Annotated in this window: 15 protein-coding genes; 10 read left to right on the forward strand and 5 right to left on the reverse strand. The window is 29.0% G+C overall.

The features are described from left to right. The 10 genes from V3V28_RS09390 (at position 1) to V3V28_RS09435 (ending at position 9887) form a co-directional block, all read left to right on the forward strand. The gene (locus tag V3V28_RS09390) at positions 1-768 is read left to right on the forward strand and encodes a hypothetical protein (RefSeq protein WP_331364760.1); all 768 of its coding nucleotides are present in this window, start codon (positions 1-3) and stop codon (positions 766-768) included. Between the two features lie 7 nt (positions 769-775). Next, on the forward strand, positions 776-3244 hold the full coding sequence (locus tag V3V28_RS09395) for a hypothetical protein (protein ID WP_331364761.1): 2469 nt from the start codon (positions 776-778) through the stop codon (positions 3242-3244). Between the two features lie 2 nt (positions 3245-3246). Further along, positions 3247-6663, forward strand: a complete 3417-nt coding sequence (locus tag V3V28_RS09400) for a phage tail protein (protein ID WP_331364762.1) — start codon at positions 3247-3249, stop codon at positions 6661-6663. Positions 6664-6666: 3 nt separating this feature from the next. Further along, positions 6667-6987 carry a hypothetical protein gene (locus V3V28_RS09405; RefSeq protein ID WP_331364763.1) on the forward strand — a complete coding sequence of 107 codons (321 nt, stop codon included), beginning with the start codon at positions 6667-6669 and terminating at the stop codon, positions 6985-6987. A 79-nt stretch (positions 6988-7066) separates the two neighbouring features. Next, positions 7067-7501: a hypothetical protein gene (locus V3V28_RS09410; RefSeq protein WP_331364764.1), complete on the forward strand. Its 435-nt coding sequence runs from the start codon at positions 7067-7069 to the stop codon at positions 7499-7501. Continuing rightward, a complete protein-coding gene (locus V3V28_RS09415; RefSeq protein ID WP_331364765.1) occupies positions 7498-8097 on the forward strand; it encodes a hypothetical protein in 600 nt (199 codons plus the stop codon). The genes V3V28_RS09410 and V3V28_RS09415 overlap by 4 nt, the downstream gene beginning before the upstream one ends. Next, entirely contained in the window at positions 8097-8549 is a 453-nt protein-coding gene (locus V3V28_RS09420) for a hypothetical protein (RefSeq protein ID WP_331364766.1), read from the forward strand. Before V3V28_RS09415 ends, V3V28_RS09420 begins: the two co-directional genes overlap by 1 nt. A gap of 2 nt (positions 8550-8551) precedes the next feature. Continuing rightward, positions 8552-8860, forward strand: coding sequence for a DUF6527 family protein (locus tag V3V28_RS09425; RefSeq protein ID WP_331364767.1), 309 nt, complete (start codon positions 8552-8554; stop codon positions 8858-8860). 1 nt (position 8861) lies between these two features. Continuing rightward, positions 8862-9128: a hypothetical protein gene (locus V3V28_RS09430; RefSeq protein WP_331364768.1), complete on the forward strand. Its 267-nt coding sequence runs from the start codon at positions 8862-8864 to the stop codon at positions 9126-9128. 198 nt (positions 9129-9326) lie between these two features. Further along, positions 9327-9887, forward strand: a complete 561-nt coding sequence (locus V3V28_RS09435) for a hypothetical protein (RefSeq protein WP_331364769.1) — start codon at positions 9327-9329, stop codon at positions 9885-9887. A 107-nt stretch (positions 9888-9994) separates the two neighbouring features. Here V3V28_RS09435 and V3V28_RS09440 read toward each other — a convergent pair whose 3' ends face one another. From V3V28_RS09440 to V3V28_RS09460, 5 genes are all read right to left on the reverse strand, one after another. Next, positions 9995-11185 (reverse strand): tyrosine-type recombinase/integrase, encoded by a 1191-nt coding sequence (locus V3V28_RS09440; RefSeq protein WP_331364770.1) that lies wholly within the window; start codon positions 11183-11185, stop codon positions 9995-9997. 113 nt (positions 11186-11298) lie between these two features. Continuing rightward, positions 11299-12018 carry a YebC/PmpR family DNA-binding transcriptional regulator gene (locus V3V28_RS09445; protein WP_331364771.1) on the reverse strand — a complete coding sequence of 240 codons (720 nt, stop codon included), beginning with the start codon at positions 12016-12018 and terminating at the stop codon, positions 11299-11301. A 140-nt stretch (positions 12019-12158) separates the two neighbouring features. Beyond that, a complete protein-coding gene (locus V3V28_RS09450; protein WP_331364772.1) occupies positions 12159-13346 on the reverse strand; it encodes an acetate/propionate family kinase in 1188 nt (395 codons plus the stop codon). A gap of 1 nt (position 13347) precedes the next feature. Beyond that, on the reverse strand, positions 13348-15441 hold the full coding sequence (gene pta / locus V3V28_RS09455) for a phosphate acetyltransferase (protein ID WP_331364773.1): 2094 nt from the start codon (positions 15439-15441) through the stop codon (positions 13348-13350). An 83-nt stretch (positions 15442-15524) separates the two neighbouring features. Beyond that, positions 15525-16610, reverse strand: coding sequence for a hypothetical protein (locus V3V28_RS09460; protein ID WP_331364774.1), 1086 nt, complete (start codon positions 16608-16610; stop codon positions 15525-15527). Between the last annotated feature and the right edge of the window lie 2 nt (positions 16611-16612).

A 16612-nucleotide genomic window follows, 5' to 3' on the forward strand; every position in this document is an offset into this window, starting at 1 on the left:
ATGAATAAATTAAATGGACAACTTTTAAGTTATTACGGTTTTGTTTTGGTTGGATATTCAGGCATTATGGATATGCCTCAAAGATTAGGAGAAACATTCTATGATTGGGGAGATTACCAGGAACCTTTAGTTGATTCAGAAGATATATTTTGGAAATCGAGAGACTTTAGTATGGATGTTGTTTTTGATGAACGCAGAACATCTAAAACTTTAAAATCAATAGTTCAAGAAATAGCCAATTTACATGAATGTTTGTTAGAAACTGATTATGGAAACTTTGCAGTAAAAGTAAAAGAAATTCAAAAAGTAAATAGGTATGGTTTAGTAACCAAACTAACATTGTTATTCAATGAAAGGATTCCAAAATTCAATGCAACTTTAGGAAATCGAATTGGAGGTAATGGTGTTTTGATTGACGATTATGACTTTAAAAAAGACTTTGGCATTACAATTACCAAAGTGAAGCCATTAGAATATGCTCCAGTTGCAAAGTTAATGAACACAACCGTTTTTAATACTTCTCAAAAATTTTCAGACCACAGAAACTTTAAGGTGTTTGAATTTGATTGTGTAAAACATTTTTCATCAATAAGTGAATTGAGTGAAACTACGGAAAAATTTAAAAAATTACTATCACTAGGTGGTTACCGAATTATAAATTTAAACAATGAAAGCTACAACTGTTTTTTAATTGAAGGATTTAAAATTCTCTTTGTTGGAGATAGTCTTATTAAATTCAAATTAAGGTTAAATAACTATATAATATAAAATTATAATGCAACAAAAAACAATTAGAAATCATAACGGTCAAACCTACACAATACAGGAGGCTTCTGATATTTTTAAAGAATTAAGTGATAGAACTCAATCGAATGAACAGGGTTACAATTCTATAAACGAGTTAGGTGGTAAAGTTAAAAATTTAGAAAACAATCAAATTACTGGTGTAAAAACTTTTGAGGATTTAGACGACAATTCTAATGGTAAAACTTTTTTACCAATCACAGGAGATGTTGAGGTAAGTTACAAGGTAACTAACGTAACAAACCCTTCTTCTACAAGAAAAAACGGTTATTATAGTTGGAGTGGAAGTGTTTATACTTTTGAAGATAGTTTAGTTGTTGGTAATATTGAAAAAGATAATATTGATGCTGTAAGTGGGGGTAAAGTATATGATACTATTATTAAAAAAGCTAATTTATTAAACAACAAAAACATTTATGTAAGTGATGAATTAATCACAGGAGCATACATCAAATATACAAACGGAGTTATTACATCTAATGCGGGGTATTCCTACATTAAAATTGAGGTTAAACCTAATACTACTTATACTTGGTCAAATGATGTTGGTTCTAATAATTTAGAGCAATTTTCTTGGACTGAATCAGATGGTACATTTGTAGATGGTAATATTGGAGGTTCTGAATCAATTACTTTTACTACATCTTCAACAACGAAGTACGTATTATTAAGTATCAATAATAGTTATTTAAACTCTGAATACCAGTTAGAAGAAGGAGCTGAAAGATCTGAATACATTGAAGGGAGATTAGAGATTAAAGCATCTGATTTAGAAAAAAAATCAATCAGTCCAGAACATATTAAAAACGAGTCTATAAGTGATGAACTTATTAATCCAAGTTCTAACATTGTTTTAAAAAGGGTTGGTGTAAATGTATTTGATATTAATTCTATTATTTCAGGAGCATACATCAAATACACAAATGGAGTTGTTACTTCAAATGCAGGATATTCTTATTCTGATTTTATTGAATTAAAACCAAATACAGATTATAATTGGTCTAATGGTTCTTTGGTAACTAATTTAGAGCAATTTGCTTCTTATGATAACGATAAAAACTATTTAAGCGGACATATTGGAGCAGAAAAAAGCATCACATTTAATACAGGAAATGATATTAAGTATGTTAGGTTTTCTATAAATAATAACTATCTAAATTTAGAATATCAATTAGAAGAAGGAACTGAAAGAAGTTTGTTTAAAGAGTACTCTATTTCATTAAAAGTATCTGATTTAGAAAAAAAATCTATTACAAGTGAATACTTGAATCAAGATTTATTAAACTCATTAAGCAATGTTTTAAAAACAATTGTAACTGTTGATATAAATGGAAGTAAGCAATTTACAAGTTTAAGAGATGCTATAAATAGTTGTACAAATTTATCTACAAAATATGAAATTCAAATTAAAGAAGGAGAATATGATATAATGTCTTATTTCACACAAGCCGAAATTGAAACAAGTGGATTTAAAGGATTGGATATACCTAACAATGTTTCTTTAGTAGGAATTGGGAGAAAAGAATTTGTACACCTTAAAGGAGAATTAGATACTAATATTTATCCTCCAGCAATAACAAGTATTGTTTCAACTTTGAATACAAAAGGTAGTGGAGATTTTATCAATTTAAAAGTAACAGCTTTAAATTTAAGGTATGCAGTTCACGATGATGTTAATTTTATCGATTTAGTTAGATACGTTAAAGATTGTATTTTCTATCATTATCAAGGTGCTGGTTTTGGTCAAGCCTATGGAGAAGGTTGTAGAAGTGGTGGCAATTTCACTTTTGAAAATTGTTATTTCTACACAGAACAAAATGGCTCATCATATTCTACACATAACAATGTGAATTTTGACAAACCAAGTAAACACAAATACATCAATTGTGTTTTTGACAACAAAGAAGGAGATTTAGCAATTAGGTTTGGTTCTATGGGAAGTGGTCAAAAAGATATAATTGAGTTAGTGGGATGTAAATTTAATGGAAGAATTTACATAATGGAAGAACAATCTAATGGTGTTGGAATTGATTTTGAAATTACTGGTTATGGAAATGATATTGTTCCAATTGAAATAGAACACACAACAAATAATCAATATACTTACAATTTAACAGGACAAACTATTAGTAGAAAAAATGAAGGTAACTCAAATATTTTAAAAGGAGATGCTCTAAAGTTGTCAATTAATGGTAAAGGTGTTGAAAAAATGCAAACCTCTGATGATGCTTCTCTATTCTATGGAATAGCATTTAATGATTTCACACAGGATAATACTGGGATTGTTAAAATAGGTGGATTTCATCAACTTTCTGACACAAATTTAACTGGTTTGAATATAGGAGATAAAATAGGAGTAGTTAATGGAGAATTATCAGTTGTTAGTGTTGCTGAATATATTAGTGTTGTTTTGTTAACTGGATTTATAAGAATTAAATAAAAATGAAATTCTACAGAAATCAAGTAGAAATAAGAGATGTAACTGTTGATAACAAAACACAGTTAAAGCAATCGTTACAAGGTCAAGATATTATCCAATGTAATTTTACATTGGATAGTTTTTTTGATTTCCAAATTGGAGATTATGTTGAATGGAGAAACAAGAAGTATACAATATTCAAGCAACCATCTGTAAAAAAGGATAAAACAAATGTATTTCAATATAATTTCGATATAGAAAGTGACCAATACAGGCTTTTAGATGCTCTTTATATGCTTGATGGGCAAACGGATTTTTATTTAATGGGAGATCTTGAAAAATTTGCAAACTTGATCGTTGTTAATTTGAATAGGCTTTCAGGGACTGGATTTTATCAATTAGGTTCTATTCCAAATACAGATGTTAGAAATTTATCTTTTCAAGACCAAACTTGCCTTAATGTACTACAAAAAATAAGTCAAGAATTTAGTTTTGAATTTTTATTTTCTGATGATGGTAGAACTATATCTTTTATAGATAAAATAGGTAATGATATAGGGTTATCTTTTGAATTTAAAAAAGGTTTAAGAAATATAGAACGACAAAAAGTAAATGATAAAAATATCATTACAAACCTTTATGCATTTGGGGGAGAACGAAATATTTCAAAAGATTATGGAAGTAAGAAATTAAAAATTGATGTATTAGAAAAAAATGTTGATTTATTTGGAAAAATAGAAGGTGTTGTAAACTTTGATGAAATATACCCACATAGAGAAGGGACTGTTTCTACAGTAATTTCTGATAATTTATTGAAATTTACTGATACATCATTAGATTTTGATGTGAACAGCCAACTTATTGAAGGCACGGTTGCTAAAGTTACTTTCAATTCAGGCTATTTAGCTGGTTATGAATTAGAAATATCAGATTATGTACATTCTTCAAAAACATTTACAATTATTGCTTATTCTGATGTAAATGGTTTAGAGTTTCCAAATGATACTTTAAAAATCCGACCAGGAGATAAGTATGTGCTGCATGATATTATTATGCCTGAAATTTATGTAACAAATGCAGAAACTGAATTAGAAGAAAAATCACAAGATTATTTAGATGAAAATAGTTTGCCAAATGTAATTTATAACATTGTACCAGACTATGTTTATCTAAGAAAAAACTTAATTCAATTAAAAGTAGGAGATGTAATTGAAGTAAAAGATACAGATTTAAATGTTGTTTTTAATACTCGTATAATTGATGTAGTTCAAAGTTTATCGAATAAATATGTTTATTCTATAAAGGTTGGAAATAAAGTTAATGTTGGCTACATATCTCAAGTAAGAAATAATTTAACAGCACTTGATAATAATATTAGAATTGAAAGACAAGATAGAACAATTCAATATAATAGAATTCGTAGAAATTTAAAAAACATAGATGAATTAAGAGATTCTATTTTCGACCCTGACGGTTACTTTGAAACTGATAAAATAAAGCCTTTAAGTATAGAAACAGGGATGCTATCTGTGGGAATGAAAGGTCAGCAATTTATCACTCGAAACTTATTGATAGAAGCTAATTTTCAAGGCAATACAAACAGGATAAAATGTGGAGAAGGACAATTAGTTCATTTTATTATAGATCCTAATGGAGTTAAAGAATGGAATCTAACTGGAAACATATTTGATTTAAGTAATTCAAACACTTTTTATTACATATATGCTAAATGTAGCAAGGCAACAAATACAGGTGTTTATGAAATATCTACAAATCAAATTCAAACAGATTCAGGAATTTATTATTATTTTCTAATTGGAGTAATTCATTCAGTTATTGACAATGTTAGAGGTATAAGTTTAACATATGGACAAACCACCATTAATGGAAAATTCATAACAACAGGACGTGTTCAATCAATAGATGGTTATAATTTCTTTGATTTAGATTCAAATCAAATGAATTTAGGTGATGGTCTGAGTGGAATGGATTGGAATGTGTCAAATCCAAACAAATTAACAATTAGAGGAGGGTTAGTACAAAGTCCTTCAGGAAGTACAAATCCGATTACTGTTTATAAGGGAGATTGGAAAGTAAATGAAATCTATTTTTACGGAGATGAAGTAACTCATAATGGAAGTACATTTATCTATATTAACACAACTCAAACTCAAGGAAATTCACCTATTCATAGAGATTATTGGGTTGCATCAGCACAGTCAGGAAACACTATTCGAACAATTTACAGAAGATATGTTGATAATTTTGTGAATGATGGTTTTACTGTTGTTGGTTTTATAGATAATATTTACATTCCAGAAGGATTAAATCCTGCAGATTGGAGTGAAGAACCAACTCAAGGAGATGGCCCTTTATGGATGTCGAAAGCAATTGTTGATATTTATGATGAAATAATTGAAGGATGGTCTAATCCAGTAAGATTAACTGGTAGAAATGGAGTTTCTGGTCCTGGTATTGTTTATCGTGGAATATTTGATGAAACAAAACAATATTTTAATAATGAAAAAAGAAGAGATGCTGTAAAATATAGTGGTAATTATTATTTATATAATGGAACAAATGATGTTGCTTTAGTTTGGTCAAACAGTAATTGGGAAGATTTTGGAGCTCAATTTGATAGTGTTGCTACAAACACTTTGTTAGCTGAAAATGCAAATATTGGAGATTGGAAAATAAAAGATGGAAAAATAACTTCTCAAAATGAGCACAATGGAAGTCCAAGAGCTCAATTTGATGGTGCGAATGGGAAAATCACTTTAAGAAGCCCAAAAGAAATATATAATACCGACTCAACCACCTCAATTATAGAACAAATTATTCAAATAGATAGTATTGAAGGTCAATTAAAATCTACCCACGAAGGTACTTTAAATCAAGAACCCGGAGAAACTATTGTAGATAGCGAGGGTTTAAGTGTAAAATTTGCAGGTATAAACGTTGAAGACACTGAAGCAATAGATTTAAAAGCAGGTGTATCTGCAAATGTAAAAGGTAAAATGAATTCTCTTGGATTTGGTTCTCAAAATCCGTTAGTAGGAGTTTACGGAAGGGCTTTAAATACAGATATCGACCCAACAAAAGCTTTTGGAGGGTATTTTTATGATTTAATGGCAAAAGGATTGTTCTTGCATGGTGCTGTTAGGCAGAATTTAAGTTATTATATCCCTGAAAATGAAGTTTTTGTAACAATGTCTGGTGCATCAGCATCTACAGTTTATCTACCTTATAATGACAAAGGTCATAATACATATAGACTATTATTTATAAAAGCACAGGTTAGTACAGTTACTGTAGATGCTAATAATGGTGTTATTTCTACAACTACTAATGTATCTACAATTTCATTATCTCAAGGTCAAGTAGGTTTGTTTTATAATATTGGTATTAATTCATGGAGTTTTAGTAGATTAACTTTTTAGGTTATGATTATCATAAGTAAATTTTTAGTTAGAAAAGGATACGCAGGAATGGCTATATTTCCGTTAATAATTTTGAGGAATAAAAAGAACAAAACCAATAAACGATTAATTAACCATGAAAGAATACACTTAAAACAACAATTAGAACTTTTAATTATACCTTTTTTTATTTGGTACGGTATTGAGTTTTTAATTAATTGGGTAAAATATAAAAACAGCAAAACAGCTTACTACAATATCTCATTTGAAAGAGAAGCATATCAAAATGAATATAATCTCAAATATCTTAAAACAAGGAAATTATTTTCATTTTTAAAATATTGAATGAAACTACGGATATGCCAAAGCTAAAGAGTTTTTAATTATTCTCTTTAGTCTGAAATTAGCATCTAAACTGATTAAGATGTTAGGTAGTAAAAATGATTTTTTCGTTCAATCAGAAGATTTTCTTTTCAAAGCAAAAGGAGATATGGTATCTGTACTTCAAAAACTTGGAAGAAGTAAGAAAGATATTGATGAATATTTAGATGCCTTTGAATATTTCTGCATTCCAGAGAATCAAAATAAATATGATGGGTCAACTGTATTAAGAGACTTGTATTTGTTGAGGTACCGTAATCCTAATGTAAGATTGAGTGTGGATTCAATGAAACATGATTACGATTATTTAATGGGTGCCAATAGAAATTGGAAAAAACAATGGAAGGCTGATTTAAAATATTTCTTTGGATTGTTAAGTAATGGAAAAGGAACTCATTACACGAGATTGATTGCGCTTCTTTTATTAAGTACTACACTTTTAATCCCTATTAATTTTATAAAAAGTAAGTTAAAATGAAATCAACCCTCATAATTATATCTTCATTTATTGCAAAGCATTTACTTATAATCCATAAAGGGACTGCAATAGCAAAATTAAAATCAAGTGTAACCTTGGCAGTATCTGCTTCACCAATTGCATTATTACTTGATAAATTGAAATCATGGGCAATAGATAATATTGAATTTATGACAATTATTGCCTTTGCAATTATAATAGATCATATCATTGGCTCTATACTTCATGCTTTTAAATTAAGAGATTTTACTTGGAAAGAAAACCTAAAAGGTTTGTTGGTGAAAATGGGTTTAACAGTTGCAGGCTATTTGCTTTTTGAAATGTTCAATTTCATGTTAAAGGATGCTGAATGGTTAGCTAAATACTTCAAGTTAGTAACTAATTTAACTGTGTTTCTATATCCTGCAGGTTCTGCTTTTGTTAATATAAGCGTTCTAACAGATGGTAAATTTCCACCTATTGGATGGATTGAAAAAATAAAGAAATTTCAAACCAACCTTAATTTAAAAGAATTTAAAGGGGAAGAAGAAGTCAATAAAATAAATGTTAATGATGCTGAAGTAGTAGAAGTTGAAATTGATAAACTAGAAAGATAATGGGATATAAATTTGGAAAAAACAGTGCAAAAAAACTTTCTACTTGTCATATTGACTTGCAGAGAATAATGAATCTAGCAATATCTCGAAGTAAAGTTGACTGGGGAATATCTGAAGGTCATAGACCTAAAACAAGGCAATATCAATTATACCTTGAAGGTAAGTCTAAAATTGATGGTTACACAAAAAAAGGAAAGCATAATTACAAACCTAGTTTAGCTGCTGATATTTTTGGATACCATCCTGATTTAGCAACAAGAAGAAAGTTAGCTTATGACAAGACTACTTTAAGCTATATAGCAGGATTAATAGATGCATGTGCCAAAGAACTTTACGAACAGAGAGAAATAAGTCATTTAATACGTTGGGGTGCAAATTGGGATTCTGATGGCATTATAGATTATGACCAGTCATTTGATGATTTTCCACATTTTGAATTAATAAAACCTTAATCATGAAAGAAGTAATTTCAATAGTAAAAGATGAAGAAGGGAATGAACAAGCTCTTTTTATTTGTCCTGGTTGTGGAGGTGGTCATGCTCCATATATAAAAGGTACTGGAGTTCCTGTTTGGGGATTCAATAATGATTTGGTAAAACCAACTTTTACACCTTCAATATTAGTTAAAGGTCATTTAGGAGAAGTAAAAGGAATTGATAAATATGGTATTTGCCACTCATTTGTTACTGATGGTAAAATAAAATTTTTAACTGATTGTACTCATGAATTAGCAGGAAAAACTGTTGATATAAAACCAATATAAAATGAAAAAGATACTTGAATTACAAAGTAAGTTAACTCCAAAAAATGACAAATTAGGTCATTTCTTCTGGGGTTTTTGGTATGCTCTATTTGGAGTGTTAATGTATGTTGTTTTCAGTTGGATTTACTGGATAGTTATTCCAACTGTGATTCTTGCAGCGTCAAAAGAATTTTGGGATAGTAGAGGTAATGGAAATGTTGAATTTTTAGATTTCCTTTTTACAATTATACCAAGCGCAGCATTATTTCTTATAGCTTATATGATATGAGACAAAAATACTACATCATTATCATATTAATTGCGTCAATCATTGGTGTAGGAAAACACTATTATGACAAGGAACAATATAATTCTCTAATAAATAAGATAAAAGAGGATTTAGAGACAGAAAAGCAAAGTGCTATAAGATTAAAGGATAGCATTATTTTAAAGAGAAATGATAAAATTAACGTATTAATTCAAGACAATGAAAAAGCCAAAGCAAAAAGCAATTACTGGTACAATATGGCAAAACGTAATAATGTCAACCCTAACTATGATATTGATTTTATTACCGCAGCAGATATTCTCTCAAAAAGTAAATATCAATCAGGAAAAACAAACAGTAACTCTAAACAAAGAAAAGACAATTGATGTAGCTAAAATCATTAAGAATGAAAAACGTTTAACTGAAGAGAATGCTAAACTTGTAGAAATCATAAGAAAGCAAGATAGTACTATTCAATCTTTAGCAAATAAAAACCTTTTAGGATTAGAAACTGTTAAACTTCAAAATTCTCAAATATTCAAACTATCTCAAGATGTTCAGCGTTATAGTAATATGCAATTGAACTATGAAGGAAAGAAAAAACATAAACCAACTTTTTTATTTGTAAAGTTTAGAGCTGACTATTTACCTACCACAAAACAGTATATACCAAGTACTGGAATTACATATTTTGGAAAAAAAATAGGTGCAGGAATTAATATTGGTTTCTTTGAAAATCAAATTACGTATGGAGCTGAAATAGCAATCAATATATTTTAAATTAGATAACTGATAAAATGTAAAAACCACTCCGAAGAGTGGTAAAAATTGCTATGAAAAAGAAAAAGTGATCTTTCGACCAATTTAGATTATAAATATACAAATTCTTATTCAAACAGCTTATTAATAGTGTCTGATTCTTCTTTGTGATAAAAATCTTTTAAGTAATGTTGAGTTGTTGCAATTCTTGTATGACCTAATAGTTTAGATATCATTAATAAACCAACATCACTTTTTACTGCATAATCTGTAAAAGTATGTTTTCCCATATGCATTGATATTGGTTTATTTATCTCACATTCTCGTGCAATTATTTTTAAAGCTCTGTTGAGATTATTATTTTGAATGTATATTCTGTACTCAACTTTTTCTGTTGGTGATTTCTCATATCCATATAATGGTGGGAAAACAAAACAATCATCTTTGCCTTTATATTTTTCCAGTATTTCAATAGATCTAGGATTTAAAGGAATTGTTCTCCTGGCACCAGCTCTATTTCTTGCTTTATTCATTGTGTAAACAATATCATTCCCAATAATATTACTCCATTGTAATTTACACATATCTGTAAAGCGCATACCAGCTGTATAAAAAGAAAAAAGAAACATATCCCTTGATTTAACCATAGCTTTATGTCTAGGATGTATTTCTAATTTAATAACTGACTGTATCTCTTCTAAAGTAAGAGACTGTTTTTCAACATTCACTGGGTGTACAGTAAATCCTCTTAATGGATTTTTCTCTATAATGCCCATTTTAACAGCATTGTTTAAAACTAAATGTAATGCTCTAAAATTAGATGAAACTGTATTTGTTTTGTTTTTACGAGCTCTTAAAAATGATTCATACTCTTTACCCCATGAAGGAGAAATATCTGAAAAAGCAATGAATGTAGAAAACATTCTTAACTTATCTAAATAATGTTGATATGTTTTAGCAGTTCTATATTCGCCTCTTGATTTTTTTTCATCTACAATTGATTGGTAAAAATCTAAAAAGGATGAAGTGTCATATTTTTTTGTGTTCCGGTATATTTGTAATAATCGTTTAGCAGATACACCTTCATTTTTATAATGGACTTTTTTAACTTCAGAAAGTAATGAATTTAATTTAGCATTAAAGTTTTCTTCTAAATTATGTTTTTTTACAATTTGCTTTTTTGGGTCCCATTGATTTTTTAGAACAGATATCTTTGTGTCAATATATTGAATATCATTTTGGCTAGTAAAAAATCTTAAACGAATTGCTTGAGTTCCGTTTTGCTTTTTGTAAGTGTTTATTTGAAAGCTAAAAGTCATTTGTTCATTATTTGTTCATAAATTCGATAAATATAAACTATTATAAATAAATATGAAAAATAAAACCCTTTAGCAAAGTAAGGGGTTTGGCTGTTATCTACTATGTTTATTCACTATTCCATCAACATACTGTGGTAAATATTCTGTACATCATCATCTTCTTCTAGCTTTTCTAAAAGCTTCTCAACATCTGCTTGTTGTTCTTCAGAAAGTTTAGTTGTTGTTGTGGGGATTCTTTCAAAGCCTGAAGACACAATTTCAATATTACTTTCTTCAAAGAAAGCTTGTATTGCACCAAATTGTTCAAAAGGTGCATAAATAATAACACCATCTTCATCGTCAAAAACTTCTTCTACTTCAAAATCTATCAATTCTAATTCTAATTCTTCTAAATCTATTGTAATATCTTCTTTTTTAACAGTGAAATTACAAACATGGTCAAACATAAAAATAACAGAATTAGAAGTCCCTAAATTTCCATCATTTTTATTAAAAACTGCTCTAACATTGGCAACAGTTCTATTATTATTGTCAGTTGCAGTTTCTAGAATAACAGCGATTCCATGAGGTGCATATCCTTCAAACAAAACTTCTTTATAATCTGCTGTATCTTTATCTGTAGCTTTTTTTATAGCGCGTTCAACATTTTCTTTAGGCATATTTGCTGCCTTTGCATTTTGCATTACTGCCCTTAAACGTGAATTTGCATCAGGATTTGGCCCCCCTTCTTTTATAGCCATTACAATGTCTTTACCAATTCTAGTAAAAGTTTTTGCCATTGCTGACCAACGCTTCATTTTACGCCCTTTCCTTAATTCGAATGCTCTACCCATTTCTGATTTTTATTTTTATTAATGCTCACAAATGTAAAAATTTGAAAGCTGTTTTACAATCTTTTGATTATTCTATTTGTAATGACATGAATTTCATTTGTAATATAAGCTAATTCAATATATTAGCTTTTGTTTAGTATTTATTTTAAAAGGTTATAAGATTGTTTTGCAATCTCAATTTCTTCATTTGTAGGAATAACCAAAATTTTTACTTTAGAAGTAGAAGATTGAATTTCTCTGATTTCTTTTGAGCGTATTTCATTTTTTTCTATATCTAAATTAATTCCTAGAAACTCTAGATTTTCGGAAGTTAACTTTCTCATTAGGTTTGAGTTTTCCCCAATTCCTGCAGTAAATACAATAGCATCTAATCCGTTTAAAACAGCAGTGTAACTACCAATGTATTTACGAATTCTATAGCCTGCTAATTTTAAAGCATTTTGACATTCTAGGTTCCCTTTATTTGCGTTTTCTTCAATTTCACGTAAATCTGAAAATCCAGTTAAACCTTGCATTCCAGATTTTTTATTCAATAAATCTGCTACTTCATCTGCAGATTTGTTTAATTTTTTCATCAAAAAGAAAATCACTGATTGATCGATATCTCCAGAACGAGACCCCATAATTAAACCGTTCATTGGTCCAAAACCTAATGAATTCTCTATGCTTTTTCCATTTTTTATTGCAGACATACTACAGCCATTTCCTAAATGAATGGTAATTATATTTTTTGAAGCATTTTCACCTAAATGTGCTATTGCTTTTTCTGAAACATATTTATGGCTTGTGCCATGAAAGCCATAAGCTCTAATTTTATGTTCCTTTAGATAAGTATTATTAATAGCGTATTGATATGCTTCTTTTGGCATTGTTTGATGAAAAGCAGTATCGAAAACGGCTATTTGCTTTGCTTCTGTAAAAATAGTTTCAGCAATTTCTATACCTGTTAAATTTGCAGGGTTGTGTAAAGGTGCTAAATCAAATAAATTACGAATACTATCTTTAACCTCTTTATTTACAATAACTGTTTTACTAAATTTACTTCCGCCATGTACTACTCTGTGGCCAACAGCTTCAATTTGATCAACAGAATCTATAACGCCTATTTTTTTATTTAATAAAGTTTCTGCAATTTTTTTTAACCCAACCTCATGATTTAAAATTGATATAGTTTCAGAATATTTTTCAAGGCCTTTTTCGTGTGTAAAAATGGCATCTTTCATTCCTATTCTTTCCACTAAACCAACACATTTTACGGTTTGATTTGGCATTTCTATCAGCTGATATTTCAAAGAAGATGAGCCCGCATTTAATACTAAAATATTCATATTATCCTTGTTCTGCTTGAATTGCTGTTAATAAAACGGTGTTAAAAATATCATCAACCGTACAACCTCTACTTAAATCATTTACAGGTTTATTTAAACCTTGTAACATTGGACCAATTGCCAGTGCGCCAGTTTCTCTTTGTATTGCTTTATAGGTGTTGTTTCCTGTATTTAAATCAGGAAATATTAATACAGAAGCTTGTCCTGCAACTTCTGAATTTGGCATTTTTGTTTTTGCAACAGACATATCTACTGCAGCGTCATATTGAATTGGTCCTTCAATTTTTAAATTAGGATTTTTTGCTCTTGCTAATTCAGTTGCTTTTCTAACTTTTTCAACTTCTTCTCCTTTTCCAGAACTTCCTGATGAATAAGATAACATGGCAACTTTAGCTTCAATACCAAAAGCTTCTGCGGAAGCTGCAGATGAAATAGCGATTTCAGAAAGTTGTTCTGCATTCGGATTTGGATTTACTGCACAATCTCCCATTACAGAAACTCTATCGGATAAACACATAAAAAATACAGATGAAACTACAGAAACACCAGGTTTTGTTTTTATCAATTGTAAGGCAGGTTTTATAGTGTGCATGGTTGTGTGAACTGCTCCAGAAACCATGCCGTCTGCTAAACCGTTTAAAATCATTAAGGTTCCAAAATAGGAAACATCTCTGGTTAAATCGACAGCAGTAGTTTCAGTCATTCCTTTATGTTTTCTTGCTTCAAAAAGGGTGTTTGCAAAACCTTGGTTATAAATAGAATCTTCAGGGTTTATAATATTTAACTGATCTAAATTGATTTGTAACCCTATTTGATCGCATTTTTGTTGAATTTCTGTTTTATCACCTAATAACGTTAAATCTACAATGTTTAATACTTGTAAGCGAGCTGCAGCTTGTATGATTCTTTCATCATTTCCTTCAGGTAGAACAATGTGTTTTCGTTTAATTTTTGCTTTTTGAAGTAAATTATATTGAAACATACTTGGTGTTAAGCGAATGGAATTGAAAGAGGTTAAGATATTCGTTAATCCTTCAGTATTTACATAAGTATCAAAAGTGTCTAAAGACAAAATTATTTTTTTACTATGTGATGCATAAATTTTTGCTTTTACTGCACCAATTCTATTAGAAATCCCAAAAGTTCCTCCTTCTACAGAGATAATAGGAACTGTAGATTGCACACCTTCTATTAATTTGATAATAGATTCTTCAGGAGTAATACTTCCTGTTAAAATAATACCTGCAATTTTTGGATAATTTTTAGAGGCGTTTGCTTGTAAAGCACCTAAAATAATATCTGCTCTGTCTCCAGGGGTTATTACTAATGCATTTTCTTTAATACGGGTTAAGTAATTTCGTAATTGCATGGCGCCAGTACTATAACTACCAATTGCATTGTCTAAAAATTGTTTTCCGAAAAGTACTTTTCCATTTAAAGCTTCCACAACTTCTTTTACTGTTGGAAATGCTAAAAAATCTACTTTAGGAATTACATCTACTTGTACTTTGTAAGGGATTACCTCCCTTAATTCTTTGGTGATATACTCAATTTCATCTTTCTCTGTTTTATTAGCAATTACACCTATAACATCTACATCTTTTTCTATAAAAGATTTGTACGATAATTGCATGGTATTGATAAAATCCTTTTTGGTTTTATCGTTTCCTGCACCAATTATTAAAGCAGGGATTCCCAAGTTTTTTGCAATCATTAGATTTACATCTAGTTCTGTAAAACCACCTTCACCAGAAAAATCAGTTCCTTCTACTAAAACATAATCGTATTTTGCTTCTAGTTGTTTGTGTTTTTTAATGACATTATGAATTACTTCATCTTCTTTTCCTTCACTTAATAATTCTACAACATCACTCTGTTCGTAGGCATAACAATCTTTGTAATCGATGTCTAAATTAAAATAGTTAATTGCTGTGTTTGTATGATTGTCATAATCACTGTTTTTGCCTTTGTTGATAATAGGTCTAAAATAACCGACTTTAGATGATTTTGTTAGCATCATTCTTAAAAGGCCTAATGATATTAAAGACTTGCCACTATTGGGTTCTATAGTGGTAATATAAATGGATTTGCTCATTTTTTTTAAATATTGTTTTGCAAAAATAAAATTTAAGGAAATGATTAATTGTGATAATTGTCATTTGTAATAATGAATGTATTTTAATAGGTATGTGTAAAGTTCATTTTGCCGCCTTTTTTTAAAATTTCCTTTGCTTTTTTATGATTTTCTTCAAAAGTCTGAAGGCTTGTGTATTTACAAATACCATAAGAATAATGGTATTTAATAATCTCAAAATCTAGTTTAGTCAATTCTTTTTTGCTAGACTTACAGCTAGAAAGCATACTACTACAAGGTAGTTTTTGTGTTTTGAAAAAACGCCCTAAAGTTTGATAAAAATGTTGAAGTAAAATATTGGCATTTTCTTTTTTGTCAATTGTATTGTTTCTTGTTAAGTTGATTTCTAGTTTTCCATCATAAATTCTCCCATTTTTCCAATTAACATAATAGTTTATGTATTTGTTTTTTCTTAAGTTTTTTGAATATTGATATTTATTCTTTTCATCAATTTGAGAAATAATATAATTGGATTTGGTGATATCTTTAACGTACGAAATTTTAAGTGAATCTATAGAAGATAGCTTTTTTACTTCTTTTTTTATTTTTTTTATGTAATACTTGTCTAGTGAAGGTGTAAAATATATTTTTATCGGTTTTTCCCACAAACGCATAAACTCTTTTTTTCCTCTTCGTATGTTGCCTGTAGAATTGTACTTCTTGAAAACAACGTCCTTGTAGATTTCTAAAAAAGTAGAGTCTTTTGGTTCATAAGGAATAGAAACTCTTTTTTGACTTTTATAAAACTCTTTATTGCTGATAAAAATTAATGTATCGTTGTCTTTAAATTTAAAATTAAGAGAATCTTCACGGGTGATAATTTTTGTGTATCTTTTTTTGTACTGACGTAAAGGCATATATGCCATGCTTCTTCGAACAAAAGAGGTGTCTTTATTTTTGGAAGTTTTTTTAATTAATTTTTTTAAATTTTTGATAAAAACCAAAGTATCTCCATTAGAGATTTTGAAGTTAGAAGAATCTTTTTTTGTTAGTTTTTTATTAAAGATTTTCTTGTAAAGAGGGAGTTTTATATAAGTGCTTTTTGTTTGGTCTAAATGGTTTTCCTCACTTTGTCCAAATGACTGTAAACAGATTAATAAAAAAAGTAATATTATTTTTTTCTTTTTCATAG

Origin of the sequence: Polaribacter sp., from assembly GCF_036480315.1 — a bacterium.
GTDB lineage: Bacteria > Bacteroidota > Bacteroidia > Flavobacteriales > Flavobacteriaceae > Polaribacter.